This window comes from Pseudomonas sp. A-B-19, assembly GCF_019947515.1.
Classification (GTDB): domain Bacteria; phylum Pseudomonadota; class Gammaproteobacteria; order Pseudomonadales; family Pseudomonadaceae; genus Aquipseudomonas.
Genome location: NZ_JAGYGN010000007.1, coordinates 21,045 through 44,968, shown reverse-complemented (window position 1 = coordinate 44,968; position 23,924 = coordinate 21,045). Strand labels below are relative to the sequence as shown.

At 57.2% G+C, this 23,924-nt stretch carries 35 protein-coding genes; 2 read left to right on the top strand and 33 right to left on the bottom strand.

The features are described 5' to 3' along the window. Nucleotides 1-13: 13 nt before the first annotated feature. The 3 genes from KGA81_RS10010 to KGA81_RS10000 all read right to left on the bottom strand — a co-directional run bounded on the left by KGA81_RS10010 (nucleotide 14) and on the right by KGA81_RS10000 (nucleotide 3,079). Entirely contained in the window at nucleotides 14-772 is a 759-nt protein-coding gene (locus KGA81_RS10010; protein WP_223545657.1) for an alpha/beta hydrolase family protein, read from the bottom strand. Beyond that, nucleotides 762-1,871 (bottom strand): DUF3182 family protein, encoded by a 1,110-nt coding sequence (locus tag KGA81_RS10005; protein ID WP_223545656.1) that lies wholly within the window; start codon nucleotides 1,869-1,871, stop codon nucleotides 762-764. Before KGA81_RS10005 ends, KGA81_RS10010 begins: the two co-directional genes overlap by 11 nt. A 215-nt stretch (nucleotides 1,872-2,086) precedes the next feature. Then, a complete protein-coding gene (locus KGA81_RS10000; protein ID WP_223545655.1) occupies nucleotides 2,087-3,079 on the bottom strand; it encodes a GlxA family transcriptional regulator in 993 nt (330 codons plus the stop codon). Nucleotides 3,080-3,180: 101 nt separating this feature from the next. Between KGA81_RS10000 and KGA81_RS09995 the strand changes: the two genes are divergently transcribed. Then, nucleotides 3,181-3,729: a cysteine hydrolase family protein gene (locus KGA81_RS09995; RefSeq protein WP_223545654.1), complete on the top strand. Its 549-nt coding sequence runs from the start codon at nucleotides 3,181-3,183 to the stop codon at nucleotides 3,727-3,729. 89 nt (nucleotides 3,730-3,818) lie between these two features. On the opposite strand, the gene KGA81_RS09990 is transcribed toward KGA81_RS09995, so the two are convergent. Both KGA81_RS09990 and KGA81_RS09985 read right to left on the bottom strand, forming a co-directional pair. Next, the gene (locus KGA81_RS09990) at nucleotides 3,819-4,334 is read right to left on the bottom strand and encodes a single-stranded DNA-binding protein (protein WP_057400623.1); all 516 of its coding nucleotides are present in this window, start codon (nucleotides 4,332-4,334) and stop codon (nucleotides 3,819-3,821) included. Nucleotides 4,335-4,343: 9 nt separating this feature from the next. Next, nucleotides 4,344-5,741, bottom strand: a complete 1,398-nt coding sequence (locus KGA81_RS09985) for an MFS transporter (protein WP_223545653.1) — start codon at nucleotides 5,739-5,741, stop codon at nucleotides 4,344-4,346. 191 nt (nucleotides 5,742-5,932) lie between these two features. On the opposite strand from KGA81_RS09985, the gene uvrA reads away from it, so the two are divergent. Then, nucleotides 5,933-8,767 (top strand): excinuclease ABC subunit UvrA, encoded by a 2,835-nt coding sequence (gene uvrA, locus KGA81_RS09980; RefSeq protein WP_223545652.1) that lies wholly within the window; start codon nucleotides 5,933-5,935, stop codon nucleotides 8,765-8,767. 178 nt (nucleotides 8,768-8,945) lie between these two features. Here the strand turns inward: uvrA and bfr are convergent, their stop codons facing one another. The 28 genes from bfr to rplD all read right to left on the bottom strand — a co-directional run bounded on the left by bfr (nucleotide 8,946) and on the right by rplD (nucleotide 23,912). After that, the gene (gene bfr, locus KGA81_RS09975) at nucleotides 8,946-9,410 is read right to left on the bottom strand and encodes a bacterioferritin (protein ID WP_223545651.1); all 465 of its coding nucleotides are present in this window, start codon (nucleotides 9,408-9,410) and stop codon (nucleotides 8,946-8,948) included. Between the two features lie 149 nt (nucleotides 9,411-9,559). Further along, on the bottom strand, nucleotides 9,560-11,014 hold the full coding sequence (locus tag KGA81_RS09970) for a catalase (protein ID WP_223545650.1): 1,455 nt from the start codon (nucleotides 11,012-11,014) through the stop codon (nucleotides 9,560-9,562). 237 nt (nucleotides 11,015-11,251) lie between these two features. Next, nucleotides 11,252-11,638 (bottom strand): 50S ribosomal protein L17, encoded by a 387-nt coding sequence (rplQ, locus tag KGA81_RS09965; protein ID WP_007970429.1) that lies wholly within the window; start codon nucleotides 11,636-11,638, stop codon nucleotides 11,252-11,254. A gap of 42 nt (nucleotides 11,639-11,680) precedes the next feature. Beyond that, complete coding sequence (locus tag KGA81_RS09960; protein WP_007970428.1) at nucleotides 11,681-12,682, bottom strand: DNA-directed RNA polymerase subunit alpha; 1,002 nt, start codon at nucleotides 12,680-12,682, stop codon at nucleotides 11,681-11,683. Nucleotides 12,683-12,704: 22 nt separating this feature from the next. Then, a complete protein-coding gene (rpsD, locus tag KGA81_RS09955) occupies nucleotides 12,705-13,325 on the bottom strand; it encodes a 30S ribosomal protein S4 (protein WP_003176404.1) in 621 nt (206 codons plus the stop codon). An 18-nt stretch (nucleotides 13,326-13,343) separates the two neighbouring features. Then, on the bottom strand, nucleotides 13,344-13,733 hold the full coding sequence (gene rpsK / locus KGA81_RS09950; protein WP_002555466.1) for a 30S ribosomal protein S11: 390 nt from the start codon (nucleotides 13,731-13,733) through the stop codon (nucleotides 13,344-13,346). 30 nt (nucleotides 13,734-13,763) lie between these two features. Then, complete coding sequence (gene rpsM, locus KGA81_RS09945; RefSeq protein WP_009045849.1) at nucleotides 13,764-14,120, bottom strand: 30S ribosomal protein S13; 357 nt, start codon at nucleotides 14,118-14,120, stop codon at nucleotides 13,764-13,766. 130 nt (nucleotides 14,121-14,250) lie between these two features. Continuing rightward, nucleotides 14,251-14,367: a 50S ribosomal protein L36 gene (gene rpmJ, locus KGA81_RS09940; RefSeq protein WP_002555468.1), complete on the bottom strand. Its 117-nt coding sequence runs from the start codon at nucleotides 14,365-14,367 to the stop codon at nucleotides 14,251-14,253. Nucleotides 14,368-14,391: 24 nt separating this feature from the next. Further along, a complete protein-coding gene (gene secY, locus KGA81_RS09935; protein ID WP_003228718.1) occupies nucleotides 14,392-15,720 on the bottom strand; it encodes a preprotein translocase subunit SecY in 1,329 nt (442 codons plus the stop codon). Beyond that, complete coding sequence (gene rplO / locus KGA81_RS09930; RefSeq protein ID WP_003228720.1) at nucleotides 15,721-16,158, bottom strand: 50S ribosomal protein L15; 438 nt, start codon at nucleotides 16,156-16,158, stop codon at nucleotides 15,721-15,723. It abuts the gene before it with no gap. Between the two features lie 3 nt (nucleotides 16,159-16,161). Further along, complete coding sequence (rpmD, locus tag KGA81_RS09925; protein WP_003186033.1) at nucleotides 16,162-16,338, bottom strand: 50S ribosomal protein L30; 177 nt, start codon at nucleotides 16,336-16,338, stop codon at nucleotides 16,162-16,164. A gap of 2 nt (nucleotides 16,339-16,340) precedes the next feature. After that, complete coding sequence (gene rpsE / locus KGA81_RS09920) at nucleotides 16,341-16,841, bottom strand: 30S ribosomal protein S5 (RefSeq protein ID WP_003186035.1); 501 nt, start codon at nucleotides 16,839-16,841, stop codon at nucleotides 16,341-16,343. A gap of 3 nt (nucleotides 16,842-16,844) precedes the next feature. Beyond that, on the bottom strand, nucleotides 16,845-17,195 hold the full coding sequence (rplR, locus tag KGA81_RS09915) for a 50S ribosomal protein L18 (RefSeq protein WP_003186037.1): 351 nt from the start codon (nucleotides 17,193-17,195) through the stop codon (nucleotides 16,845-16,847). A gap of 10 nt (nucleotides 17,196-17,205) precedes the next feature. Then, nucleotides 17,206-17,739, bottom strand: coding sequence for a 50S ribosomal protein L6 (rplF, locus tag KGA81_RS09910; protein WP_003176412.1), 534 nt, complete (start codon nucleotides 17,737-17,739; stop codon nucleotides 17,206-17,208). Between the two features lie 12 nt (nucleotides 17,740-17,751). Beyond that, a complete protein-coding gene (gene rpsH, locus KGA81_RS09905) occupies nucleotides 17,752-18,144 on the bottom strand; it encodes a 30S ribosomal protein S8 (RefSeq protein ID WP_003186040.1) in 393 nt (130 codons plus the stop codon). 209 nt (nucleotides 18,145-18,353) lie between these two features. Beyond that, nucleotides 18,354-18,659, bottom strand: coding sequence for a 30S ribosomal protein S14 (gene rpsN, locus KGA81_RS09900; protein ID WP_003176414.1), 306 nt, complete (start codon nucleotides 18,657-18,659; stop codon nucleotides 18,354-18,356). Nucleotides 18,660-18,672: 13 nt separating this feature from the next. Next, nucleotides 18,673-19,212 carry a 50S ribosomal protein L5 gene (gene rplE, locus KGA81_RS09895; RefSeq protein ID WP_003210069.1) on the bottom strand — a complete coding sequence of 180 codons (540 nt, stop codon included), beginning with the start codon at nucleotides 19,210-19,212 and terminating at the stop codon, nucleotides 18,673-18,675. A gap of 22 nt (nucleotides 19,213-19,234) precedes the next feature. After that, nucleotides 19,235-19,549 (bottom strand): 50S ribosomal protein L24, encoded by a 315-nt coding sequence (gene rplX / locus KGA81_RS09890; RefSeq protein ID WP_003176416.1) that lies wholly within the window; start codon nucleotides 19,547-19,549, stop codon nucleotides 19,235-19,237. A gap of 11 nt (nucleotides 19,550-19,560) precedes the next feature. Continuing rightward, complete coding sequence (gene rplN, locus KGA81_RS09885; RefSeq protein WP_002555479.1) at nucleotides 19,561-19,929, bottom strand: 50S ribosomal protein L14; 369 nt, start codon at nucleotides 19,927-19,929, stop codon at nucleotides 19,561-19,563. A 23-nt stretch (nucleotides 19,930-19,952) separates the two neighbouring features. Beyond that, nucleotides 19,953-20,219 carry a 30S ribosomal protein S17 gene (rpsQ, locus tag KGA81_RS09880; RefSeq protein ID WP_003176419.1) on the bottom strand — a complete coding sequence of 89 codons (267 nt, stop codon included), beginning with the start codon at nucleotides 20,217-20,219 and terminating at the stop codon, nucleotides 19,953-19,955. Nucleotides 20,220-20,221: 2 nt separating this feature from the next. Beyond that, nucleotides 20,222-20,413: a 50S ribosomal protein L29 gene (rpmC, locus tag KGA81_RS09875; protein ID WP_002555481.1), complete on the bottom strand. Its 192-nt coding sequence runs from the start codon at nucleotides 20,411-20,413 to the stop codon at nucleotides 20,222-20,224. After that, nucleotides 20,413-20,826: a 50S ribosomal protein L16 gene (rplP, locus tag KGA81_RS09870; RefSeq protein WP_025215754.1), complete on the bottom strand. Its 414-nt coding sequence runs from the start codon at nucleotides 20,824-20,826 to the stop codon at nucleotides 20,413-20,415. Before rplP ends, rpmC begins: the two co-directional genes overlap by 1 nt. 12 nt (nucleotides 20,827-20,838) lie before the next feature. Further along, complete coding sequence (gene rpsC / locus KGA81_RS09865) at nucleotides 20,839-21,525, bottom strand: 30S ribosomal protein S3 (protein ID WP_008065719.1); 687 nt, start codon at nucleotides 21,523-21,525, stop codon at nucleotides 20,839-20,841. 13 nt (nucleotides 21,526-21,538) lie between these two features. Next, nucleotides 21,539-21,871: a 50S ribosomal protein L22 gene (rplV, locus tag KGA81_RS09860; protein WP_003103908.1), complete on the bottom strand. Its 333-nt coding sequence runs from the start codon at nucleotides 21,869-21,871 to the stop codon at nucleotides 21,539-21,541. Nucleotides 21,872-21,882: 11 nt separating this feature from the next. Next, nucleotides 21,883-22,158: a 30S ribosomal protein S19 gene (gene rpsS / locus KGA81_RS09855; protein WP_002555486.1), complete on the bottom strand. Its 276-nt coding sequence runs from the start codon at nucleotides 22,156-22,158 to the stop codon at nucleotides 21,883-21,885. A gap of 16 nt (nucleotides 22,159-22,174) precedes the next feature. After that, complete coding sequence (gene rplB / locus KGA81_RS09850; protein WP_095080427.1) at nucleotides 22,175-22,999, bottom strand: 50S ribosomal protein L2; 825 nt, start codon at nucleotides 22,997-22,999, stop codon at nucleotides 22,175-22,177. A gap of 14 nt (nucleotides 23,000-23,013) precedes the next feature. After that, complete coding sequence (gene rplW, locus KGA81_RS09845; protein ID WP_002555488.1) at nucleotides 23,014-23,313, bottom strand: 50S ribosomal protein L23; 300 nt, start codon at nucleotides 23,311-23,313, stop codon at nucleotides 23,014-23,016. Beyond that, nucleotides 23,310-23,912 carry a 50S ribosomal protein L4 gene (gene rplD / locus KGA81_RS09840; protein WP_003228735.1) on the bottom strand — a complete coding sequence of 201 codons (603 nt, stop codon included), beginning with the start codon at nucleotides 23,910-23,912 and terminating at the stop codon, nucleotides 23,310-23,312. Before rplD ends, rplW begins: the two co-directional genes overlap by 4 nt. Nucleotides 23,913-23,924 lie beyond the last annotated feature (12 nt).

Sequence of the window (23,924 nt, the reverse complement as noted above, 5' to 3'; positions counted from 1 at the left end):
AACACCACAAATCTCAAGATGATTGAATGATGCTCAACCGCTCCCCCACCACCATCTCGGTAATCCAGTCCACAAGGATCGAGGTGTAGGCCTGCTGGGAAACCGGGTCGCTCAAGGCATGGTCGGCACCATCGATGATGCGGTGGGTCAGTGAATGCGTCTGCTGGCAAGCTGCCCGATAGCTCATGATCGTCGCGTGGGGCACGTACTCGTCGGTCTCGGACTGCACCAGCAGGACATCCCCGGTGAATTGCGAACAGGCATGCAAGGCGCGGTTACTGTCGGCACGTACCAGGGTAGCTCGGTAATCACGCAGATCCAGTTTGTCCAGATCGCGTTTCGGTGTGTGCCATTGCTCGTCGCGATACAACGCTGGTACCCGTAGCGCCAGCCAGCGCACCGGCCTGAGCGAGGTGAGAATCGAGGCCAGATACCCCCCGTAACTGGTGCCGACCACAGCAATCGCCGACGTATCGAGAGCCGGGTGCGCGAGCAACCGGTCATAGGCTGCCAGCAGGTCGCGCAGGTTGTCTTCGCGGGTCACCCGGGACAATGGAATGCCGGTGCCGCCGGTGTGTCCGCGCAGGTCGAACGTCAGGCAGACACAGCCCAACCCGGCGATGCCCTTGGCGCGTTCCAGATCCCGCTCCTGACTGCCGCCCCAACCGTGCACAAAGAGCACGCCGGGAACTTTCGATTTGGGGCTCAGAAAAGTCCCGCTCATCTGTTCGTCGTCGATGTCGATCTGAATGGATTCACTTCTAGCCGTCATAGGATTTGACCGTTACGTACTTGAGGAGAAATTCACTGCTTTGCGCCGACCCGCGGTACACCTCGATGGCGTCTGCCGGCAGCGGCTGATCGCTGTAGGTTTCCACCGAAGACACACGAATCGCGCACATCCCGGGGTCGTTGATGAAACTCTGCAACGCCGCCACCTCGGCGCTGCTGGCACCGCCCATGCGCCAGGACTGTTCGAGCACACCACTGCGCTGTTTGCCGTCGCTATCGATGCCCTGAGCGATGTCGTAGTTGCGCCGCGACGCATAGAAACGCGGATAGGCTTCATCCGCCGCGCTGTCGAACACCTGCGCTTGCTTGATAGCCACCCGCACATCATCGGCCAGGTCCAGCTTCAGTAAGTCGACGTAGCTACCCTGCACCACCAACAGGTTCGAGCCGCCATATACCTCTTCGCCCCTTGCGTCCTTGGTCAAGTATTGTTCACCACAGTAACTCAGCACCTTGTCGCCGATGAAACTCTGACCGACGCTGTGGGTGATCACTTGATCCAGGTCCTGCTCCAATACTACGCCTTGCGTGAACAGCGTCCTGGCTTCGGGCCGGTCGAGGATTTCGTCGAACCGGTCGAGGCTGTCGATCACTTCCTGACCCCGCCCGGCGCAGGCGTGAATCGGTTTGAGACGGATCGGGCCGGTATAGAGCAGATGCTTCGCCGCTGGCCGTGCATCCTCCAGCGAGAACACGCTGAGACCGTCGAGCACGACACTGCGCACCCGCTCGGAAAACAAAGGCGTCCAACCTTGCGGTGCATGAGCATGGTGGTTGAGCAATCCATGACTGATGGCTTTGGTGCAGATGAAGTCGTGGTCGACATAACCGCCCCACAAATCCTCCGGCCCCTTGACCCCCAGTCGCCGGGCAGCCGCTGCGCCCACCAGGGTCTGGGTTGGCAACAGGTAGAGATCCCGCCCGTCATGCCGTTGCGGGTCGTAACTGCCGCCATACCGGAGCCCCAGTATCTGCGCCAGCCAGCGGGCCAGCGCACGGTTGGTTTCGACTTCATGCAGTGGCGCGTCGGCGAGCACCGAATGGGCGACCACCAGTTTCTTGCGGTTTGTTGGGGTCATGCATCCCCCTTCAATCGACGCTTGATGAATGTAGCTGAAGGGCTGCAGAGATCAGGCCAAGGCTCTGTGCGAAAAAAGGGATTTTAAATCAGCCCGTTGCGCAAAATGTGATGGCATGAGGCCTGTTCTATTCTGCACGACGCCCTTCGGGATTCCCGCATTTTGCCCGACTCCAGCCTACACACCCAACCCTGTGGGGATCGGCGGTGATGCGACTACCGCGCAACTGATCCAGGGCTCACCCCAAACCGCGTCCGATAGTCACTCGGCGCCAGCCCGGTGATTTTCTTGAATGTCGCGCGAAACGCGCCGGGGTCCTGGTAACCCACGGTCCAGGCGATGTGGTCGATGCTGCCGTTGGTGAACTCGAGCATTTCCCGGGCCTTGCCGACTCGCAGGTGCTGGCAGTATTCGGTGGGTTTGAGCCCGGTAGCCGCGCGGAATCTTCGCAGGAAGGTGCGCTCCTCCAGACCTGCCTTCTCGGCCATCGCCGCCAGCGATACATCGGTCGCCCCGGTACTCTGCAGCCAGTGTTGCACCTTGAGGATCGCCACATCGCCATGGCTGAGAATCGGCGCAAAATTACTGCCGCACTCGCTGGCGCTGTCGCTGTGCTCCACCACCAGAAAACGTGCGGTCTGGGTGGCAATGCTCGGTCCCAGCAACCGGTTGACCAGGCGCAACCCCAGTTCGGACCAGGCCATCAGCCCGGCGGTGGTAATCAGATCGCCATCATCGACAATCGGTGTGTCGGCCTTGAGCCTGATCGCCGGGTAACGTTCGGCAAAGGTTTTGGTCGAAGTCCAGTGGGTGGTGGCGCTACGGCCGTCGAGCAGACCGCTTTCAGCCAACAGGATCGAGCCCACGCAAACCCCGCCCAGTGTCGCGCCGCTGGAATGTTGCTCGCGCAACCAGCGGATCAATCCCTGTGGCGCCTGGCCTTCGGAAAAACCGCCGATCGACGGCGGAATCAACACGGCCACCAGGGTGCGCTCCGGGCCGGGATGGCTGTCGAAGACCCGAACCGGCGGCTGATCACCCTCGACCTGCCAATGACTGACCCGCAGCAGCGGCAACTGCGCAGACTGATGCTCGGTGGCGATCCGGTTGGCCACCCCGAACAGGTCGGTCAAGCCATGCACCGCCGCCATCTGCGCGCCGGGATAGATCAGCACACCGAGTTCGGCGATTGCCCTTTGTGCATCCATTGTCAGTTTTGCCCCTCTTATTGTCGGTGCGGCCAATCCCCGAACCGCCTGCCAGCGCCAATACTTCATTCCACACCAACACACACTTCGAGGAAACAGTCATGGCCAAGCAAGCGCTCATCGTAGTCGATATCCAGAACGACTACTTCCCCCAAGGCAAGTGGCCGCTGGTCGGTGCTGACGCCGCCGCAGACAACGCCGCACGCCTGATCAAGGCCTTCCGCGACGCCGGTGATTCGGTGGTGCACATTCGCCACGAATTCACCTCCGAAGAGGCACCGTTTTTCACCCCGAACTCCGAAGGCGCCAAGCTGCACCCAAAAGTGCTCAACCGTGCCGACGAGCCGGTGGTGCTCAAGCACTTCGTGAACTCGTTCCGTGAAACCGAACTGAAATCGATCCTCGACGAGCAAGGCATCAAGGAACTGGTGGTCGTGGGCAGCATGAGCCACATGTGCGTCGACGGCATCACCCGTGCGGCGGCGGACTTCGGCTATAAGGTGACCGTGATCCACGACGCCTGCGCGACCCGTGACCTGGAGTTCAATGGCGTGACGGTTCCGGCGGCGCAGGTTCATGCGGCGTTCATGGCAGCCCTGGCGTTTGCGTATGCCAGCGTGGTGTCGACCAACGATTTCCTCGCGGCCTGAGCCTGCGATTAAATTCCACCGCCCATAAAAAACCCGCACTTCGCCTGGAAGTGCGGGTTTTGTGTTTCAGCTTGAAGCTTGCGGCTCTGCTAGAACGGAATATCGTCATCAAAGCTGTCGAAATCCGGAGCCGGTTGCGGCGCAGCCTGTTGAGGGGCTGGACGCTGTGGCTGCTGTTGCGGAGCAGGACGCTGTGCCTGTTGGCGCGGAGCGGATTGCTGGTAGTTGTTACCACCGCCCTGACCCTGCTGGTCGCCCTGTGGACGGCCGCCCAGCAGTTGCATGGTGCCTTGCATGTCGACCACGATTTCGGTGGTGTAACGCTTGATACCGTCTTTTTCCCACTCGCGGGTCTGCAGCTTGCCTTCGATGTACACCTGCGAACCTTTACGCAGGTATTCGCCAGCGATTTCCGCAACTTTGCCGAACATCGACACACGGTGCCATTCGGTTTTTTCGACTTTCTGACCGGTTTGCTTGTCGGTCCACTGTTCGCTGGTCGCCAGACTCAAGTTGGTCACGGCGTTACCATTGGGCAGGTAACGAACTTCAGGATCCTGGCCGCAAGTGCCGACCAATATGACTTTGTTAACCCCACGGGCCATTACGTTCTCCTAGGCTACGCACGCTGCCCCGGCCGGGTTGTTCACCAGGCTTTCAAGGGTGGTGCGATCCAATAGTTCGGTGTCCAATTTGATGTAAATAGCCGCTTCATCAGCGACTATCACTGCATCTGTTACCCCTACGACCGCCTTCAGGCGCTCGACCAGACCCGCTTCGCGGATCGCCTCAGGCGACAACGGCAAGCGCAGGCTTGTCACGTAGGGAGGTTCTCGCATGGTAACAGCAAAGGCCAACCAGAGGGCAGCCAGACCGGCGCATCCAAGGAACACAACCGACAGACCGCCATGCTGGAACAGCCAGCCGCCAAGAATGCCACCCAATGCCGAGCCCAGGAATTGGCTGGTGGAGTAAACCCCCATCGCCGTACCCTTGCCGCCCGCCGGTGAAACCTTGCTGATCAGCGATGGCAACGAAGCTTCCAGCAGATTGAACGCGGTGAAGAACACCACCGTACCGATCACCAGAGCCCGCAAGCTATCGCCGAACTGCCAGAAGAATAGCTCAGTGAGCATCAGCGTCACGACGGCGCCGAGTAAAACTCGTTTCATTTTGCGTTTCTTCTCGCCGTAGATAATGAAAGGGATCATGGCGAAGAAAGAGATCAGCAGCGCGGTCAGGTACACCCACCAGTGCTGCTCTTTGGGCAGCCCGGCCTTCTCGACCAGCGCCAGTGGCAAGGCGACGAAGCTGGACATCAACATTGCGTGCAAGACAAAAATGCCGAGGTCCAGGCGCAGCAGGTCCGGATGCTTGAGGGTCGGGATCAGCGCCTGACGCGCGACACCGGACTCTCGATGCTGCAACGGGCTGGTGGAGCGCGGCACCATGAACATCACGATCACGATGCCGAACAACGCCATGCCGCCCGTGGCAAGGAACAGCCCCGACAGCCCGAAGGCGCGGGTCAGCAGCGGGCCGACCACCATGGCTACCGCAAACGACAGGCCGATGGTCATGCCGATCATGGCCATGGCCTTGGTCCGGTGCTGCTCGCGGGTCAGGTCCGACAGCAGCGCCATGACCGCCGCGGAAATCGCCCCGGCGCCCTGCAGGATCCGCCCGGCAATCACCCCCCAGATCGAATCGGCATTGGCTGCCAACAGACTGCCGAGGGCAAACACGATCAAGCCCAGGTAAATCACCGGACGTCGACCGATGCGGTCGGAAATGAAACCGAACGGAATCTGGAAAATTGCCTGGGTCAGGCCATAAGCGCCGATCGCCAGGCCGATCAGGGCCGGCGTGGCTCCGGCCAGATCCATCCCATAGGTCGCCAGTACCGGCAACACCATGAACATGCCAAGCATACGGAAGGCGAACACCAGGGCCAGACCGCTTGCTGCGCGGGTCTCACTGCCACTCATGCGCTCGCTATGGGGATCGTGCATGGAAAAACCTCATGTGAACCGGCGGCGATTCTACCAGTCCCTTCGATTGGCAGGGTATATCGCGACGCTTTGACGCGCATTGCTGACACACTCTTCATGTAAGACTGTAGCTCTCTCGCTCGATAGTGTGCATCCATCCAGTATTTGGCCTTATACTCCTACGTTTTCGACGCCCGCCGAGCGAGGCCACCTTGGACAAGATCCTGATTCGTGGGGCTCGAACCCACAACCTGAAGAACATCGACCTGACCCTGCCACGGGACAAGCTGATCGTCATCACCGGCCTGTCTGGCTCCGGCAAGTCGTCCCTGGCTTTCGACACCCTGTACGCCGAAGGTCAGCGCCGCTACGTCGAATCGCTGTCGGCCTACGCCCGGCAGTTCCTGTCGATGATGGAAAAACCCGACGTCGACACCATCGAAGGCCTGTCGCCGGCGATCTCCATCGAACAGAAGTCCACCTCGCACAACCCGCGCTCGACGGTTGGCACCATTACCGAAATCTACGACTACCTGCGCCTGCTTTATGCTCGTGTGGGTATTCCGCGTTGCCCGGATCACGACATCCCGCTGGAAGCGCAGACCGTCAGCCAGATGGTCGACCTGGTCCTCGCCGAACCGGAGGGCAGCAAGCTGATGCTGTTGGCGCCGGTCATCCGCGAGCGCAAAGGCGAGCACCTGTCGGTTTTCGAAGAGCTGCGCGCGCAGGGCTTCGTACGTGCCCGGATCAACGGCAAGCTTTACGAGCTGGACGAAGCGCCCAAGCTCGACAAGCAGAAAAAACACTCTATCGATGTCGTGGTCGACCGTTTCAAGGTCCGCGCCGACCTGCAACAACGCCTGGCCGAATCCTTCGAGACCGCACTGAAACTGGCGGACGGTATCGCGCTGGTGGCGCCAATGGATGAAGAGCCGGGTGAAGAGATGATCTTCTCCGCACGCTTCGCCTGCCCGATCTGCGGCCACGCGATCAGCGAACTGGAACCCAAGCTGTTCTCCTTCAACAACCCGGCCGGCGCTTGCCCGACCTGCGATGGCTTGGGGGTAAAGCAGTTCTTCGACATCAAGCGCCTGGTCAACGGCGAACTGACCCTGGCCGAGGGAGCGATTCGTGGCTGGGACCGGCGCAACGTCTATTACTTCCAGATGCTCGGGTCACTGGCGGCCCACTATAAATTCAGCCTGGAAGTGCCATTCAACGAATTGGCCGCTGATCAGCAGAAAAATATCCTGCACGGCAGCGGCTCGCAAAACGTCGACTTCAAATACCTTAACGACCGTGGCGACATCGTCAAACGCTCGCATCCGTTCGAAGGCATCGTGCCGAACCTGGAGCGACGCTACCGCGAGACCGAATCGGCATCGGTGCGCGAAGAGCTGGCCAAGTTCCTCAGCACCCAGTCCTGCCCGGACTGCCGCGGCACCCGCCTGCGGCGTGAGGCGCGGCACGTATGGGTTGGCGAGAAAACCCTGCCGGCGGTAACCAACCTGCCGATCGGCGATGCGTCCGATTATTTTGGCGGGCTCAAGCTCACCGGCAGGCGTGGGGAAATTGCCGACAAGATCCTCAAGGAAATCCGCGAACGCCTGCAATTTCTGGTCAATGTCGGTCTCGACTATCTGTCGCTGGATCGCAGTGCGGACACCTTGTCCGGTGGTGAGGCTCAGCGTATTCGTCTGGCCAGCCAGATTGGTGCCGGCCTGGTGGGCGTCCTGTACATCCTCGACGAGCCCTCCATCGGCCTGCATCAGCGCGATAACGACCGGCTGCTGGGCACCCTCAAGCACCTGCGCGATATCGGCAACACGGTGATCGTGGTCGAGCACGACGAAGATGCCATTCGCCTGGCCGACTACGTGGTGGACATCGGCCCGGGCGCAGGTGTGCACGGCGGGCATATCGTCGCCGAAGGCACACCGGCCGAGGTCATGGCGCATCCGGACTCGCTGACGGGCAAATACCTGTCGGGCCGGGTGAAGATCGAAGTCCCGGCCAAACGCACACCGCGCAACAAGAAGCTGACGCTGGCGCTCAAGGGCGCGCGCGGCAACAACCTGCGCAATGTCGACCTGGAGATTCCGATTGGCCTGCTGACCTGCGTGACCGGCGTGTCCGGCTCCGGCAAGTCGACACTGATCAACAACACGCTGTTCCCTTTGAGCGCTACAGCGCTGAATGGCGCCACTACCCTTGAAGCGGCTGCGCACGACAGCATCAAGGGCCTGGAGCACCTGGACAAGGTCGTCGACATCGACCAGAGCCCTATCGGTCGCACACCACGCTCCAACCCGGCGACCTACACCGGGCTGTTTACACCGATCCGCGAGTTGTTCGCTGGCGTACCGGAGTCCCGCTCCCGTGGCTACGGGCCGGGGCGCTTCTCCTTCAACGTCAAGGGCGGGCGTTGCGAAGCCTGCCAGGGCGATGGCCTGATCAAGGTGGAGATGCACTTCCTGCCGGACATCTACGTGCCGTGCGACGTGTGCAAGAGCAAGCGCTACAACCGTGAAACCCTGGAGATCAAGTACAAGGGCAAGAGCATCCACGAAACCCTCGAGATGACCATCGAGGAAGCCCGGGAGTTCTTCGATGCCGTACCGGCCCTGGCGCGCAAGCTGCAAACGTTGATGGACGTCGGCCTGTCGTACATCAAGCTAGGGCAATCGGCGACCACGCTGTCCGGCGGTGAAGCCCAGCGGGTGAAACTCTCCCGCGAGCTGTCCAAGCGCGATACCGGCAAGACCCTGTACATCCTCGATGAACCGACCACCGGGCTGCACTTCGCGGATATCCAGCAACTGCTGGACGTGCTGCATCGCCTGCGCGACCACGGCAACACTGTGGTGGTCATCGAACACAACCTGGACGTGATCAAGACCGCTGACTGGCTGGTGGACCTGGGTCCGGAGGGTGGTTCCAAGGGCGGGCAGATCATTGCCGTCGGCACGCCAGAGGAAGTGTCCGAGATGAAGCAGTCTCACACCGGCTACTACCTCAAACCGCTGCTGGAGCGTGACAGGGCTTAACCTGGCCCCACGAAAAGCCCCTGTCACTTCATCGGTGACAGGGGCTTTTTTGTGTCTGCAGGAGCGAGCTTGCTCCGGGCGGCGTTCCAACGAAGGTCGTAAACGATAACGCAGCGCCTTCGGATTTTTCGCGAGCAAGCTCGCTCCTACAAAAGACGTTGGGGCTTCCCCTATGCAATCAGGCGTGGGATTGCAGGTAGTTCTCAAGTCCGATCAACTTGATCAGACCCAACTGCTTTTCGAGCCAGTAGGTGTGATCTTCTTCGGTGTCATGCAATTGAATCCGCAGCATTTCGCGGCTGACATAGTCCTTGTGCTGCTCGCAGAGCTGAATGCCTTTGCACAGCGCAGCACGGACCTTGTACTCCAGGCGCAAGTCCGCTTCGAGCATCTCTGTCACCGTGGTGCCGACATCGAGATCGTCCGCACGCATGCGCGGCGTGCCTTCGAGCATCAAAATACGGCGCATCAAGGCATCAGCGTGCCCGGCTTCCTCTTCCATCTCGTGGTTGATTCGCTCGTAGAGCTTGGTGAAACCCCAGTCCTCATACATCCGCGAGTGGACGAAATATTGATCACGCGCGGCCAGTTCGCCGGTCAGCAACGTGTTGAGGTAATCGATCACATCCGGGTGGCCTTGCATCGCCCTACATCTCCCTGCCTGAAAGTTGTAGTTTGAACCAACATACCCTTATCGTCACTCGCGAGACGCAATAAAAGCGAAGATATTCTGAGAAAACCAGCGGAAATAACGCAAAAAACCGCCCCAACGAGGGCGGTTCTGCTTCTCATTTAGACTTCGTTAAGCTGTACGTTGAGCAGCTTTGCGATTGCTTCTCCATACGCCGGGTCAGCCTTGTAGAAATGTTGCAGCTGGCGATCAACCACATCGCTCGACACACTCGTCATCGCACCGGCGATGTTACTGACCAGCAGTGATTTCTGATCTTCAGACATCAGGCGGAACAATGCGCCAGCGTGACTGTAGTAATCAGTATCTTCACGGTGGTCGTAACGATCGGCGGCACCACTGAGGGCCAACGCCGGCTCTGCATAACGAGGCGCTTGCTTCGGCGACTCGACGTAGCTGTTCGGCTCATAGTTCGGCGTCGCACCGCCATTGCTGCCGAAAGCCATCGAACCGTCGCGCTGGTAAGTGTTGACCGGACTGCGCGCAGCGTTGACTGGCAACTGCTGGTGATTGGTGCCGACACGGTAGCGATGAGCGTCCGCGTAGGCGAAGACCCGACCTTGCAGCATACGATCCGGCGACAGACCAACGCCTGGAACCATATTGCTGGGACCGAACGCAGCTTGCTCGACTTCCGCGAAGTAGTTCTGCGGATTGCGATTGAGCTCCAGTTCTCCGACCTCGATCAGTGGAAACTCTTTCTGCGACCAGGTCTTGGTGACATCAAAGGGGTTCTCGTAGTGCGCTGCGGCCTGAGCCTCGCTCATGATCTGAATGCACACGCGCCATTTCGGGAAATCACCCTGCTCGATGGCATTGAACAGGTCGCGTTGGGCGTAATCCGGATCGGTACCCGCCAGGCGCGCAGCCTCGGCAGGAGCAAGGTTCTTGATCCCCTGTTGGGTCTTGTAGTGCCACTTCACCCAGTGACGCTCACTTTGAGCGTTGATGAGGCTGTAAGTGTGGCTGCCGAAGCCGTGCATGTGGCGGTATCCATCCGGGATGCCACGGTCGGAGAACAGGATGGTGACCTGGTGCAGCGCCTCGGGCGAATGCGACCAGAAGTCCCACATCGCCTGGGCACTCTTCAGGTTGCTTTGCGGCAAACGCTTCTGGGTGTGGATGAAGTCCGGAAACTTCAGTGGATCACGAATGAAGAACACCGGGGTGTTGTTACCAACGATGTCCCAGTTGCCTTCCTCGGTGTAGAACTTCAAGGCAAAGCCGCGCGGATCGCGCTCGGTATCGGCCGAACCACGCTCACCGCCCACGGTGGAAAACCGCAGGAAAGTCGGGGTTTGCTTGCCGACCGCCTCAAACAGCTTTGCACTGGTGTATTGAGTGATATCGCGCGTCACGGTGAACGTACCGTAGGCACCCGAGCCTTTGGCGTGTACACGACGCTCAGGGATGTTTTCACGGTTGAAGTGGGCAAGCTTCTCGATCAGGTGAAAGTCGTCGAGCAGCAGCGGGCCACGAGGGCCGGCGGAACGGGAATTCTGGTTATCGGCAACAGGAGCGCCACTGGCGGTGGTAAGCGTTTTGTTTTGGCTCATGCGATCTTCCTTCCTCTGTCAGTCTTGAACTGCCGGCTATCGGCTGAGAGGGAGTATTGATCATCAATATGACAGCTACAAATTCATTAACTTGCAGACATCGATAGATAAAAACTAATGATCATCCCCATCACATAATGCCGATGCGGACGAAGGAGACGCTTGTACAAACGGCGCGTTTCTTACAGGCACAAAAAACCGGGCACTAGGCCCGGTTCCTTGTTTCAGACTGACGTCTTACTCGGCAGATACAGCTTCGCCAGCAGTAGCACGATCAACCAACTCGACGTACGCCATAGGCGCGTTGTCGCCAGCGCGGAAACCGCACTTGAGGATGCGCAGGTAGCCACCCTCACGGGTAGCGTAACGCTTGCCCAGGTCGTTGAAGAGCTTACCAACGATAGCTTTCGAACGAGTACGGTCGAAAGCCAGACGGCGGTTAGCAACGCTATCTGTCTTGGCCAAAGTGATCAGCGGCTCGGCAACGCGGCGCAGTTCTTTAGCTTTTGGCAGAGTAGTTTTGATCAGCTCGTGCTCGAACAGCGACACCGCCATGTTTTGGAACATGGCCTTGCGGTGCGAGCTGGTGCGGCTCAGGTGACGACCACTTTTACGATGACGCATGGTTCATTCCTTACCAAACACTACGTTCGGTGATTACGACGATCAGGCAGTCGCCTTGTCGTCCTTCTTAAGACTTGCAGGCGGCCAGTTGTCGAGGCGCATGCCGAGGGACAGACCGCGGGAGGCCAGAACGTCCTTGATTTCAGTCAAGGATTTCTTGCCCAGGTTCGGAGTCTTCAACAGCTCTACTTCGGTACGCTGAATCAGGTCGCCGATGTAGTAGATGTTTTCCGCCTTAAGGCAGTTAGCCGAACGTACAGTCAGTTCCAGATCGTCAACCGGGCGAAGCAGGATCGGATCGATCTCGTCTTCCTGCTCGACAACCACTGGCTCACTGTCACCCTTGAGGTCGACGAACGCAGCCAACTGCTGTTGCAGAATGGTTGCAGCACGGCGAATTGCCTCTTCAGGATCCAGGGTACCGTTGGTTTCCAGATCAATAACCAGCTTGTCCAGGTTAGTACGCTGCTCGACACGGGCGTTTTCCACCACGTATGCGATACGGCGAACCGGGCTGAACGAAGAGTCAAGCTGCAAGCGACCGATGCTGCGGCTTTCGTCTTCATCGCTCTGACGCGAGTCTGCCGGTTCATAACCACGACCACGAGCTACTACGAGCTTCATGTTCAGGGCGCCGTTAGACGCCAGGTTAGCGATTACGTGATCGGGATTAACGATCTCGACATCATGATCCAGCTGAATATCGGCAGCGGTAACCACCCCCGAACCCTTCTTCGACAAGGTCAGCGTAACTTCGTCACGACCGTGCAGCTTGATAGCCAGACCTTTAAGGTTCAACAGGATTTCAATGACGTCTTCCTGTACACCTTCGATGGCGCTGTACTCGTGGAGCACACCGTCAATCTCGGCCTCGACTACTGCACAGCCGGGCATTGAGGACAACAGGATGCGGCGCAGCGCGTTGCCCAGGGTATGGCCGAAACCACGCTCGAGAGGCTCGAGAGTGATCTTGGCGCGGGTTGGACTGACAACCTGCACATCAATGTGGCGGGGTGTCAGGAACTCATTTACCGAAATCTGCATGGATGCACCTATTTTCTAGCCCTTACTTGGAGTAGAGCTCGACAATCAGGCTTTCGTTGATGTCGGCGGACAGATCACTGCGAGCTGGAACGTTCTTGAAAACGCCCGACTTCTTCTCAGTGTCTACTTCTACCCATTCTACGCGGCCACGTTGGGCACACAGATCGAGAGCTTGGACAATGCGAAGTTGATTTTTTGCTTTCTCGCGAACAGCGACCACGTCACCAGCACGAACCTGGTAAGACGGAACGTTAACGGTCTGACCGTTTACGCTGATCGACTTGTGCGATACCAGCTGACGGGATTCGGCACGAGTCGAACCAAAGCCCATACGGTATACAACGTTGTCCAGACGGCATTCGAGCAGTTGCAGCAGGTTTTCACCGGTTGCACCTTTCTTGCCAGCAGCTTCTTTGTAGTAGCCGCTGAATTGACGCTCGAGAACGCCGTAGATACGACGGACCTTCTGCTTTTCACGCAGTTGGGTGCCGTAGTCGGACTGGCGACCGCGGCGTTGGCCGTGGATACCAGGTGCTGCTTCAATGTTGCACTTCGATTCGATCGCGCGCACGCCGCTCTTCAGGAAGAGATCGGTGCCTTCGCGACGAGCGAGTTTGCATTTTGGACCAATGTAACGAGCCATTCTTTACAATCTCCTGGATTACACGCGGCGCTTCTTCGGCGGACGGCACCCGTTGTGCGGGATTGGCGTCACGTCGGTGATGCTGGCGATCTTGTAGCCACAGCCGTTCAAAGCGCGGACTGCGGATTCACGACCTGGACCTGGACCTTTGACGTTGACGTCGAGGTTTTTCAGGCCATATTCCAGCGCAGCTTGACCAGCACGCTCAGCAGCTACTTGAGCAGCGAACGGGGTGGACTTGCGGGAACCGCGGAAACCCGAACCACCGGAGGTAGCCCAGGAAAGAGCGTTACCTTGACGGTCGGTGATGGTCACGATGGTGTTGTTAAAAGATGCATGGATGTGGGCGATGCCATCAACCACTGTCTTTTTAACTTTTTTACGAGGACGAGCAGCAGGTTTTGCCATGATTAAATTCCTGTCGATTCGCTGGGGCGATTACTTGCGGATCGGCTTACGCGGACCTTTACGGGTACGCGCGTTGGTCTTGGTACGCTGACCGCGCACTGGAAGACCGCGACGATGACGCAGACCGCGATAGCAACCGAGGTCCATCAAGCGCTTGATTTTCATGTTGATTTCGCGACGCAGGTCACCTTCAGTGGTGAACTTCGCCACTTCGCCACGCAGCTGTTCAATCTGCTCGTCGCTCAGATCCTTGATCTTTGCTGCTGGGTTTACCCCAGTCTCTGCACAAATTTTCTGTGCAGTAGTGCGACCAACACCATAGATGTAGGTCAGCGAGATAACAGTATGCTTGTTATCTGGAATGTTAACGCCTGCAATACGGGCCATTCAGTGGGACTCCAATTGACAGCTACCTACGCCCCGGAAGCCAAGAAATAGGGCGCGAGATAATATCGCTGTAATAACAAATAATCAACCCGGTAGCGCACTAGCTACCGGGCTTGAAGCACAATCACACTCAGCCTTGGCGCTGTTTGTGACGCGGTTCCGCGCTGCAAATTACTCGAACAACACCTTCGCGGCGAATAATCTTGCAGTTACGGCACAGCTTTTTCACCGATGCACGAACTTTCATCACCAACTCCTCGAACCTTATGGGTCAGCGCAGCATGCCGCTGCCGTAACCCTTCAGGTTGGCTTTCTTCATCAGGGATTCGTACTGGTGCGAAACGAGGTGCGATTGTACTTGGGACATGAAGTCCATCACAACCACGACGACGATCAGCAACGAGGTCCCGCCAAGGTAGAACGGTACGTTGGCTGCAACCACCAGGAACTGGGGCAACAGGCAGACGGCCGTCATGTAAAGAGCACCGAACATGGTCAAGCGAGTCAGAACGCCATCAATGTAGCGCGCAGACTGCTCACCTGGACGGATGCCCGGAATAAAGGCACCGGACTTCTTCAGGTTTTCCGCTACGTCTTTCGGATTGAACATCAACGCCGTATAGAAGAAGCAGAAGAAAATAATCCCTGCACTAAACAGCAGAATATTCAACGGCTGACCAGGAGCGATCGACTGCGAGATGTCCTGCAACCAGCCCATACCTTCAGACTGGCCGAACCAGGCACCCAACGAAGCCGGGAACAGCAAAATGCTGCTCGCGAAAATAGCCGGAATAACACCGGCCATGTTCACCTTCAGCGGCAAGTGGCTGGTCTGCGCGGCAAAAACCTTGCGGCCCTGCTGACGCTTGGCGTAGTGAACAGCAATACGACGCTGACCACGCTCAATGAACACCACGAAACCGATAATCGCTACTGCCAGCAAACCGATGGCAACCAGGGCGAAGATATTGATATCCCCCTGACGCGCAGACTCGAAAGACTGCCCGATCGCTCTCGGAAGACCGGCGACGATACCCGAAAAAATCAACATCGAGATACCGTTGCCAACACCACGCTCAGTAATCTGCTCACCCAGCCACATCATGAACATCGCACCAGCCACAAACGTGGATACCGCGACGAAATGGAAGCCAAAGTCACCAGTGAACGCAACGCCCTGCCCCGCCAGACCTATGGACATGCCAATGGCCTGGACGAGAGCGAGGACGACAGTGCCGTAGCGGGTGTACTGGCTGATCTTGCGACGGCCAGCTTCACCTTCCTTCTTCAACTGCTCCAGCTGCGGGCTGACGGCGGTCATCAGTTGCATGATGATCGATGCCGAAATGTACGGCATGATCCCCAGTGCAAAGATGCTCATCCGTTCCAGCGCGCCGCCGGAAAACATGTTGAACAAGCTAAGAATGGTCCCCTCATTCTGTCGAAACAGGTCCGCGAGTCGGTCCGGGTTGATACCTGGAACCGGGATGTGTGCGCCTATTCGGTAGACGATAATCGCCAGGAACAGAAAACGCAGACGAGCCCAGAGTTCAGACATACCGCCTTTGCCGAGCGCAGAGAGAGCACCTTGCTTAGCCATTTATTCCTCGAACTTGCCGCCAGCTGCTTCGATAGCCGCACGCGCACCTTTGGTGGCGCCGATTCCCTTGCCGATAGTGACAGCGCGAGTCACTTCACCGGACAGCATGATTTTCACACGCTGTACGTTGACGTTGATCACGTTGGCATCTTTCAGGGACTGCACGGTGACGATGTCGCCTTCCACTTTGGCCAGCTCGGACAGACGCACTTCTGCGCGGTCCATGGCTTTCAGGGAAACGAAACCGAACTTCGGCAGGCGACGATGCAGCGGCTGTTGACCGCCTTCAAAGCCTGGAGCAATGGTGCCACCGGAGCGGGAGGTCTGACCTTTGTGACCACGGCCACCAGTCTTACCCAAACCGCTACCGATACCACGGCCCGGACGATGCTTTTCGCGACGGGAACCCGGCGCTGGACTCAGATCATTGAGTTTCATCGATTAACCCTCGACACGCAGCATGTAGTAAGCCTTGTTGATCATCCCGCGATTCTCGGGAGTATCCAGGACTTCTACAGTGTGACCGATGCGACGCAGACCCAGACCCTTAACGCACAGTTTGTGGTTAGGGATGCGGCCGGTCATGCTTTTGATCAGCGTAACTTTTACGGTAGCCATGATCAGAAGATCTCCTTGACGCTTTTGCCACGCTTGGCGGCAATGGATTCAGGAGACTGCATTGCTTTCAAACCCTTGAAAGTGGCGTGAACCACGTTTACAGGGTTAGTCGAGCCGTAGCACTTGGCCAGAACGTTCTGAACGCCAGCAACTTCGAGGACAGCACGCATAGCGCCGCCAGCGATGATACCGGTACCTTCAGAAGCAGGCTGCATGTACACCTTCGAAGCGCCGTGAGCGGACTTCATTGCGTACTGCAGAGTGGTGCCGTTCAGATCAACCTGGATCATGTTGCGGCGAGCAGCTTCCATTGCCTTCTGGATCGCAGCAGGCACTTCACGCGACTTGCCACGGCCGAAGCCAACACGGCCTTTACCATCACCAACCACGGTCAACGCGGTGAAAGTGAAGATACGGCCGCCTTTAACGGTTTTGGCTACGCGGTTAACTTGAACCAGCTTCTCGATGTAGCCTTCGTCGCGCTTTTGGTCGTTATTTGACATAACTTAGAACTCCAGCCCAGCTTCACGAGCAGCATCAGCCAGCGCTTTAACGCGGCCGTGGTACTTGAAGCCAGAGCGGTCGAAAGCCACTTGCGAGACGCCAGCGGCCTTAGCACGCGTAGCGACCAGCTGGCCAACCTTTGTGGCCGCGTCGATGTTGCCAGTGGCACCATCACGCAGTTCTTTATCCAAAGTCGAGGCGCTTGCCAGGACTTTGTTGCCGTCGGCCGAAATGACCTGGGCGTAGATGTGCTGCGAAGAGCGGAACACGCAGAGACGCACGACTTCGAGTTCGTGCATTTTCAGGCGTGCTTTGCGAGCGCGACGCAGTCGAGTAACTTTTTTGTCGGTCATTTGCTATGCCCTACTTCTTCTTGGCTTCTTTACGACGGACGACTTCGTCCGCGTAGCGCACACCTTTGCCTTTGTACGGCTCTGGTGGACGGAAGTCGCGGATCTCGGCGGCCACTTGACCTACCAGCTGCTTGTCGATGCCCTTGATCAGGATATCGGTCTGGCTAGGAGTCTCAGCGGTGATGCCTTCCGGCAGTTCGTAATCCACTGGGTGCGAGAAGCCAAGAGCCAGGTTCAGCACTGTGCCTTTTGCTTGCGCTTTGTAACCAACACCGACCAGCTGGAGCTTGCGCTCGAAGCCTTGGCTTACGCCTTGGACCATGTTGTTTACCAACGCACGAGTGGTACCAGCCATTGCGCGAGTCTGTTGATCGCCATTGCGAGCAGCAAAACGCAGCTCACCGGCTTCTTCAACGATCTCAACGGACGAATGGATGTTCAGTTCAAGAGTGCCCTTGGCACCCTTCACCGAAAGCTGTTGGCCTGCGAATTTGACTTCGACACCGGCTGGCAGCTTAACGGGGTTCTTAGCGACGCGAGACATGCTTATCCCCCCTTAGAACACAGTGCAAAGAACTTCGCCGCCGACACCGGCAGCGCGCGCAGCACGATCAGTCATCACACCCTTGTTGGTGGAGACGATAGACACACCGAGACCGCCACGAACTTTTGGCAGATCATCGACGGACTTGTACTGACGCAGGCCTGGACGGCTAACGCGCTTCACTTCTTCGATAACCGGACGGCCTTCGAAGTACTTCAGCTCGATGGACAGCAGAGGTTTGATTTCGCTGCTGATCTGATAACCCGCAATGTAACCTTCGTCCTTCAGGACTTTGGCAACAGCTACCTTCAAAGTAGAAGATGGCATGCTTACGACGGACTTTTCAGCCATCTGGGCATTACGGATACGAGTTAGCATGTCCGCTAACGGGTCCTGCATACTCATGGGCTAGACGCTCCTAATACAAAAAAATTAGCCTTGCGGCTATTACGTGTCGCCGAGAATCTCCGGGCATGAAAAACACGGGCTCAGGCGAGCCGGGTATTCTAGACACACCCCGGAAATGAATCAAGCCCCAAAAGGGGCTTGATCCAGATTCAAGGCCACCGGTGGTCAGGATCTTGCGATCCTGGACACCGAGACTTTGACAGTACTTACCAGCTGGCTTTAACCAGACCCGGTACGTCACCACGCATGGCAGCTTCACGCAGCTTGTTACGGCCGAGGCCGAACTTGCGGTAAACGCCGTGTGGACGACCGGTCAGGCGGCAGCGGTTACGCATGCGCGAAGCGCTTGCGTCACGTGGCTGCTTCTGCAGGGCTACTGTAGCTTCCCAACGCGCTTCTGGACTTGCGTTCAGATCAACGATGATAGCTTTCAGTGCTGCACGCTTCTTGGCGTACTTGGCAACCGTGAGCTGACGCTTCAGCTCGCGGTTTTTCATGCTCATCTTGGCCATGGTCCTACTCCAATCAGTTGCGGAACGGGAATTTGAACGCACGCAGCAGAGCGCGGCCTTCATCATCGTTCTTGGCAGTGGTGGTCAGGGTGATGTCCAGACCGCGGAGAGCATCGATCTTGTCGTAGTCGATTTCCGGGAAGATGATCTGCTCTTTCACGCCCATGCTGTAGTTGCCACGACCATCGAAGGACTTGGCATTCAGGCCGCGGAAGTCGCGAACCCGAGGCAGGGAGATCGACAGCAGACGATCCAGGAACTCGTACATACGCTCACGGCGCAGGGTCACTTTGACGCCGATCGGCCAACCTTCACGGACTTTAAAGCCAGCGATGGATTTGCGAGCGTAGGTCACAACGACTTTCTGGCCGGTGATCTTTTCCAGGTCGGCAACAGCGTGCTCGATGACTTTTTTGTCGCCGATCGCTTCGCCCAGACCCATGTTCAGGGTGATTTTGGTAACGCGCGGAACTTCCATCACGTTCGAAAGCTTAAGTTCTTCCTTAAGTTTCGGAGCGATTTCCTTCCGGTAAATCTCTTTTAGTCGTGCCATGGTCTCATCTACCTAGCAGTGTTCAAGCATCAACCGCTTTTTGGGTCGACTTGAAGACACGAATTTTCTTGCCGTCTTCTACTTTGAAACCAACGCGGTCAGCCTTGTTGGTTTCGCCGTTGAAAATGGCGACGTTAGAAGCATCCAGCGGAGCTTCTTTTTCGACGATACCGCCCTGTACGCCCGACATCGGGTTAGGCTTGGTATGACGCTTGACCAGGTTCAGACCGCCAATAACCAAACGGTTGTTAGCGAGAACCTTAAGCACCTTACCGCGCTTACCTTTGTCTTTGCCGGCGATCACGATGATCTCGTCGTCACGACGAATCTTTTGCATGTCGGATCTCCTTACAGCACTTCTGGGGCGAGCGAGACGATCTTCATGAACTTCTCAGTACGAAGTTCACGGGTCACTGGCCCAAAGATACGGGTGCCGATCGGCTCTTGCTTGTTGTTCAACAGAACAGCAGCGTTGCCATCAAAGCGGATAATGGAGCCATCAGCACGACGTACGCCGTGACGAGTGCGGACTACAACAGCAGTCATCACCTGGCCTTTTTTCACTTTACCGCGAGGAATTGCTTCCTTGACGGTAACCTTGATGATGTCACCGATACCAGCGTAACGACGATGGGAGCCACCCAGCACCTTGATGCACATAACGCGGCGAGCGCCGCTGTTATCGGCCACATCGAGCATGGATTGAGTCTGAATCATATAATTTCTCCGACCCCTAGTCCTTAGACTTCCACAGCGCGTTCGAGAACATCAACCAGCGCCCAAGACTTGGTCTTGGCCAAAGGACGAGTTTCACGAATAGTGACTTTGTCGCCGATGTGGCACTGATTGGTTTCGTCGTGCGCGTGCAGCTTAGTCGAACGCTTAACGTATTTACCGTAGATCGGGTGCTTAACGCGACGCTCGATCAGAACGGTGATGGTTTTGTCCATCTTGTCGCTGACAACACGGCCAGTCAGCGTACGGACAGTTTTTTCGGCTTCAGCCATGATTACTTACCTGCCTGCTGGTTGAGCACAGTCTTCACGCGAGCGATGTCACGCTTAACTTGCGAGAGCAGATGAGACTGCCCCAACTGGCCAGTTGCTTTCTGCATACGCAGATTGAACTGGTCGCGCAGCAAGCCGAGCAGTTGCTCGTTCAGCTGCTGTGCGGATTTTTCACGAAGTTCATTCGCTTTCATCACATCACCGTCCGTTTAACAAAGGCGGTGGCGAGCGGCAGCTTTGCAGCAGCCAGGGCAAAAGCCTCACGCGCCAGCTCTTCAGTTACACCCTCGATTTCATACAGGACTTTGCCTGGCTGAATCTGGGCTACCCAGTATTCCACGTTACCCTTACCTTTACCCATCCGAACCTCGAGAGGTTTTTTGGAGATCGGCTTGTCCGGGAATACACGGATCCAGATCTTGCCGCCACGTTTTACGTGACGGGTCAGAGCACGACGCGCTGACTCGATCTGACGAGCGGTGAGACGACCACGAGCAACAGACTTCAGCGCGAACTCGCCGAAGCTGACTTTGCTACCGCGCAATGCCAGGCCACGGTTGTGACCAGTCATTTGCTTGCGGAACTTCGTACGCTTTGGTTGCAACATTTGGCGTACCCCTTACTTAGCAGCTTTTTTACGAGGCGCTGGTGCTTGTGGTTTCAGTTCTTCTTGGCGACCACCAATTACTTCGCCTTTGAAGATCCAAACCTTTACACCGATCACACCGTAGGTGGTGTGAGCTTCGTAGTTGGCATAGTCGATGTCGGCACGCAGGGTGTGCAATGGCACACGACCTTCGCGATACCATTCAGTACGTGCGATTTCAGCACCGCCGAGACGACCGCTCACTTGGATTTTGATGCCTTTGGCACCAATGCGCATGGCGTTCTGTACAGCGCGCTTCATAGCGCGACGGAACATTACGCGACGCTCCAGCTGCTGAGCTACGCTCTGCGCAACCAGCATACCGTCGAGTTCCGGCTTGCGGATCTCTTCGATATTGATGTGCACAGGCACACCCATTTGCTTGGTCAGGTCCTGACGCAGTTTCTCAACATCTTCACCTTTCTTCCCGATAACGATACCTGGACGAGCGGTGTGGATGGTGATACGTGCAGTTTGGGCCGGACGATGGATATCGATACGGCTTACGGACGCGCTTTTTAGTTTGTCTTGGAGATACTCACGCACCTTCAGATCTGCGAGCAAATAGTCCGCATAAGTCCGACCGTCTGCGTACCAGACGGAGGTGTGCTCCTTGACGATTCCCAGGCGAATGCCAATGGGATGTACTTTCTGACCCATCTCTTCGACTCCGTTACTTGTCAGCAACCTTGACAGTGATATGGCAAGACCGCTTGACGATGCGATCAGCACGGCCTTTGGCACGTGGCATGATGCGCTTCAGCGAACGCCCTTCGTTGACGAAAACGGTGCTGACCTTCAGGTCATCAACGTCTGCGCCTTCGTTATGCTCGGCGTTGGCTACGGCCGACTCCAGCACTTTCTTCATGATCTCGGCGGCTTTCTTACTGCTGAAAGCCAACAGGTTGAGCGCTTCGCCCACCTTCTTCCCGCGGATCTGGTCGGCGACCAAGCGGGCTTTCTGGGCGGAGATTCGAGCGCCCGACAACTTAGCGGCTACTTCCATTTCCTAACCCCTTAACGCTTGGCTTTCTTGTCTGCCACGTGCCCGCGATAAGTGCGGGTACCGGCGAACTCGCCCAGTTTGTGGCCGACCATGTCTTCGTTCACGAGAACTGGGACGTGCTGACGACCGTTGTGTACTGCGATGGTCAGACCGACCATTTGTGGCAGGATCATCGAACGACGCGACCAGGTTTTCACCGGTTTGCGATCGTTCTTTTCCGCCGCCACTTCGATCTTCTTCAGTAGGTGAAGATCGATAAAAGGACCTTTTTTCAGAGAACGTGGCACTGTCGTATCCCTCTATTTACTTGCGACGACGGACGATCATTTTGTCGGTACGCTTATTACCACGAGTCTTCGCGCCCTTAGTCGGGAAGCCCCATGGCGATACCGGATGACGACCACCAGAGGTACGACCTTCACCACCACCATGTGGGTGGTCAACCGGGTTCATGGCAACACCACGAACGGTTGGGCGAACGCCACGCCAGCGTTTGGCACCAGCTTTACCCAGCGAACGCAGGCTGTGCTCGGAGTTCGAGACTTCGCCCAGGGTCGCACGGCATTCAGCCAGGACTTTACGCATTTCACCGGAACGCAGACGCAGGGTCACGTAAACGCCTTCACGAGCGATCAGCTGAGCCGAAGCACCAGCGGAACGAGCGATCTGTGCGCCTTTACCCGGCTTCAATTCGATGCCGTGTACGGTGGAACCGACTGGAATGTTGCGCAGTTGCAGAGCGTTGCCTGGCTTGATTGGAGCCAGTGCGCCTGCGATCAGCTGGTCGCCAGCACTCACGCCTTTAGGGGCAATGATGTAGCGGCGCTCGCCGTCTGCGTAGCACAGCAGTGCGATGTGAGCAGTACGGTTTGGATCGTATTCGATACGCTCGACAGTGGCGATGATGCCATCTTTGTCGTTGCGACGGAAATCGACCATACGATAATGCTGCTTATGACCACCACCGATATGACGGGTAGTAATACGGCCATTGTTGTTACGACCACCAGTCTTCGATTTTTTCTCGAGCAGCGGTGCGTGAGGAGCGCCTTTATGCAGCTCCTGGTTGACCACCTTGACCACAAAACGGCGGCCAGGGGAAGTCGGTTTGCATTTAACGATTGCCATGATGCACCCCTTCCTTACTCAGCACTGCTGCTGAAATCGAGATCTTGGCCTGGCTGAAGGGAGATAACTGCCTTCTTCCAGTCATTACGCTTGCCCAGACCGCGAGCAGTGCGCTTGCTCTTACCCAGAACATTCAGGGTAGTAACACGCTCTACTTTCACGCTGAACAGGCTTTCGACGGCCTTCTTGATTTCCAGCTTGGTTGCATCAGTAGCAACCTTGAAAACGAACTGGCCTTTCTTGTCTGCCAGAACCGTAGCCTTCTCGGAAACGTGCGGGCCAAGCAGAACTTTAAATACGCGTTCCTGGTTCATCCCAGCAGCTCCTCGAATTTCTTCACGGCCGACACGGTGATCAACACCTTGTCGTATGCGATCAGACTAACTGGATCGGAACCTTGCACGTCACGTACATCTACGTGTGGCAGGTTACGAGCAGCCAGGTACAGGTTCTGATCAACAGCGTCCGACACGATCAGAACGTCGGTCAGGCTCATGTTGTTCAGCTTGCCCAGCAGGTCTTTGGTTTTCGGCGTTTCAACGGCGAAATCCTGAACCACGACCAGACGATCAGTACGCACCAGCTCAGCAAGGATGGAACGCATTGCTGCGCGATACATCTTCTTGTTCAGCTTCTGGGAGTGATCCTGTGGACGAGCTGCGAAAGTGGTACCGCCGCCGCGCCAGATTGGGCTACGGATAGTACCGGCACGAGCACGGCCAGTACCTTTCTGACGCCATGGGCGCTTACCGCCACCACGAACGTCGGAACGGGTCTTTTGCTGCTTGCTACCTTGACGGCCGCCGGCCATGTAGGCCACGACTGCTTGGTGAACCAGCGTCTCGTTGAACTCGCCGCCAAATGTCAGTTCGGAAACTTCGATCGCTTGAGCGTCATTTACATTTAATTGCATGTCAGCTTCCCC

Excerpts from the sequence above, each read along its gene's own strand:
- rpsK (WP_002555466.1), bottom strand. The coding sequence starts at position 13,733 with ATGGCAAAACCTGCTGCTCGTCCTCGTAAAAAAGTTAAAAAGACAGTG.
- rpsQ (WP_003176419.1), bottom strand. The coding sequence starts at position 20,219 with ATGGCTGAAGCCGAAAAAACTGTCCGTACGCTGACTGGCCGTGTTGTC.
- KGA81_RS09985 (WP_223545653.1), bottom strand. The coding sequence starts at position 5,741 with ATGCACGATCCCCATAGCGAGCGCATGAGTGGCAGTGAGACCCGCGCA.
- rpsE (WP_003186035.1), bottom strand. The coding sequence starts at position 16,841 with ATGTCAAATAACGACCAAAAGCGCGACGAAGGCTACATCGAGAAGCTG.
- KGA81_RS10010 (WP_223545657.1), bottom strand. The coding sequence starts at position 772 with ATGACGGCTAGAAGTGAATCCATTCAGATCGACATCGACGACGAACAG.
- KGA81_RS09960 (WP_007970428.1), bottom strand. The coding sequence starts at position 12,682 with ATGCAGATTTCGGTAAATGAGTTCCTGACACCCCGCCACATTGATGTG.
- rplO (WP_003228720.1), bottom strand. The coding sequence starts at position 16,158 with ATGAAACTCAATGATCTGAGTCCAGCGCCGGGTTCCCGTCGCGAAAAG.
- rpsC (WP_008065719.1), bottom strand. The coding sequence starts at position 21,525 with ATGGGTCAGAAAGTACATCCCATTGGCATTCGCCTGGGAATCGTCAAG.
- rplE (WP_003210069.1), bottom strand. The coding sequence starts at position 19,212 with ATGGCACGACTAAAAGAGATTTACCGGAAGGAAATCGCTCCGAAACTT.
- secY (WP_003228718.1), bottom strand. The coding sequence starts at position 15,720 with ATGGCTAAGCAAGGTGCTCTCTCTGCGCTCGGCAAAGGCGGTATGTCT.
- rplW (WP_002555488.1), bottom strand. The coding sequence starts at position 23,313 with ATGAACCAGGAACGCGTATTTAAAGTTCTGCTTGGCCCGCACGTTTCC.
- rplP (WP_025215754.1), bottom strand. The coding sequence starts at position 20,826 with ATGTTGCAACCAAAGCGTACGAAGTTCCGCAAGCAAATGACTGGTCAC.
- rpsH (WP_003186040.1), bottom strand. The coding sequence starts at position 18,144 with ATGAGTATGCAGGACCCGTTAGCGGACATGCTAACTCGTATCCGTAAT.
- rplF (WP_003176412.1), bottom strand. The coding sequence starts at position 17,739 with ATGTCTCGCGTCGCTAAGAACCCCGTTAAGCTGCCAGCCGGTGTCGAA.
- KGA81_RS09995 (WP_223545654.1), top strand. The coding sequence starts at position 3,181 with ATGGCCAAGCAAGCGCTCATCGTAGTCGATATCCAGAACGACTACTTC.
- rpsM (WP_009045849.1), bottom strand. The coding sequence starts at position 14,120 with ATGGCCCGTATTGCAGGCGTTAACATTCCAGATAACAAGCATACTGTT.
- rpmC (WP_002555481.1), bottom strand. The coding sequence starts at position 20,413 with ATGAAAGCGAATGAACTTCGTGAAAAATCCGCACAGCAGCTGAACGAG.
- bfr (WP_223545651.1), bottom strand. The coding sequence starts at position 9,410 with ATGCAAGGCCACCCGGATGTGATCGATTACCTCAACACGTTGCTGACC.
- rpmJ (WP_002555468.1), bottom strand. The coding sequence starts at position 14,367 with ATGAAAGTTCGTGCATCGGTGAAAAAGCTGTGCCGTAACTGCAAGATT.
- KGA81_RS10000 (WP_223545655.1), bottom strand. The coding sequence starts at position 3,079 with ATGGATGCACAAAGGGCAATCGCCGAACTCGGTGTGCTGATCTATCCC.
- rplX (WP_003176416.1), bottom strand. The coding sequence starts at position 19,549 with ATGCAAAAGATTCGTCGTGACGACGAGATCATCGTGATCGCCGGCAAA.
- rplR (WP_003186037.1), bottom strand. The coding sequence starts at position 17,195 with ATGACCGACAAAAAAGTTACTCGACTGCGTCGCGCTCGCAAAGCACGC.
- rplD (WP_003228735.1), bottom strand. The coding sequence starts at position 23,912 with ATGCAATTAAATGTAAATGACGCTCAAGCGATCGAAGTTTCCGAACTG.
- rpsN (WP_003176414.1), bottom strand. The coding sequence starts at position 18,659 with ATGGCCAAGATGAGCATGAAAAACCGCGAGCTGAAGCGTCAGCTCACG.
- rplQ (WP_007970429.1), bottom strand. The coding sequence starts at position 11,638 with ATGCGTCATCGTAAAAGTGGTCGTCACCTGAGCCGCACCAGCTCGCAC.
- KGA81_RS09970 (WP_223545650.1), bottom strand. The coding sequence starts at position 11,014 with ATGAGCCAAAACAAAACGCTTACCACCGCCAGTGGCGCTCCTGTTGCC.
- KGA81_RS10005 (WP_223545656.1), bottom strand. The coding sequence starts at position 1,871 with ATGACCCCAACAAACCGCAAGAAACTGGTGGTCGCCCATTCGGTGCTC.
- rplB (WP_095080427.1), bottom strand. The coding sequence starts at position 22,999 with ATGGCAATCGTTAAATGCAAACCGACTTCCCCTGGCCGCCGTTTTGTG.
- rplV (WP_003103908.1), bottom strand. The coding sequence starts at position 21,871 with ATGGAAGTAGCCGCTAAGTTGTCGGGCGCTCGAATCTCCGCCCAGAAA.
- rpsD (WP_003176404.1), bottom strand. The coding sequence starts at position 13,325 with ATGGCTCGTTACATTGGTCCAAAATGCAAACTCGCTCGTCGCGAAGGC.
- rpmD (WP_003186033.1), bottom strand. The coding sequence starts at position 16,338 with ATGGCTACCGTAAAAGTTACGCTGATCAAAAGCATGACCGGCCGCATC.
- KGA81_RS09990 (WP_057400623.1), bottom strand. The coding sequence starts at position 4,334 with ATGGCCCGTGGGGTTAACAAAGTCATATTGGTCGGCACTTGCGGCCAG.
- rplN (WP_002555479.1), bottom strand. The coding sequence starts at position 19,929 with ATGATTCAGACTCAATCCATGCTCGATGTGGCCGATAACAGCGGCGCT.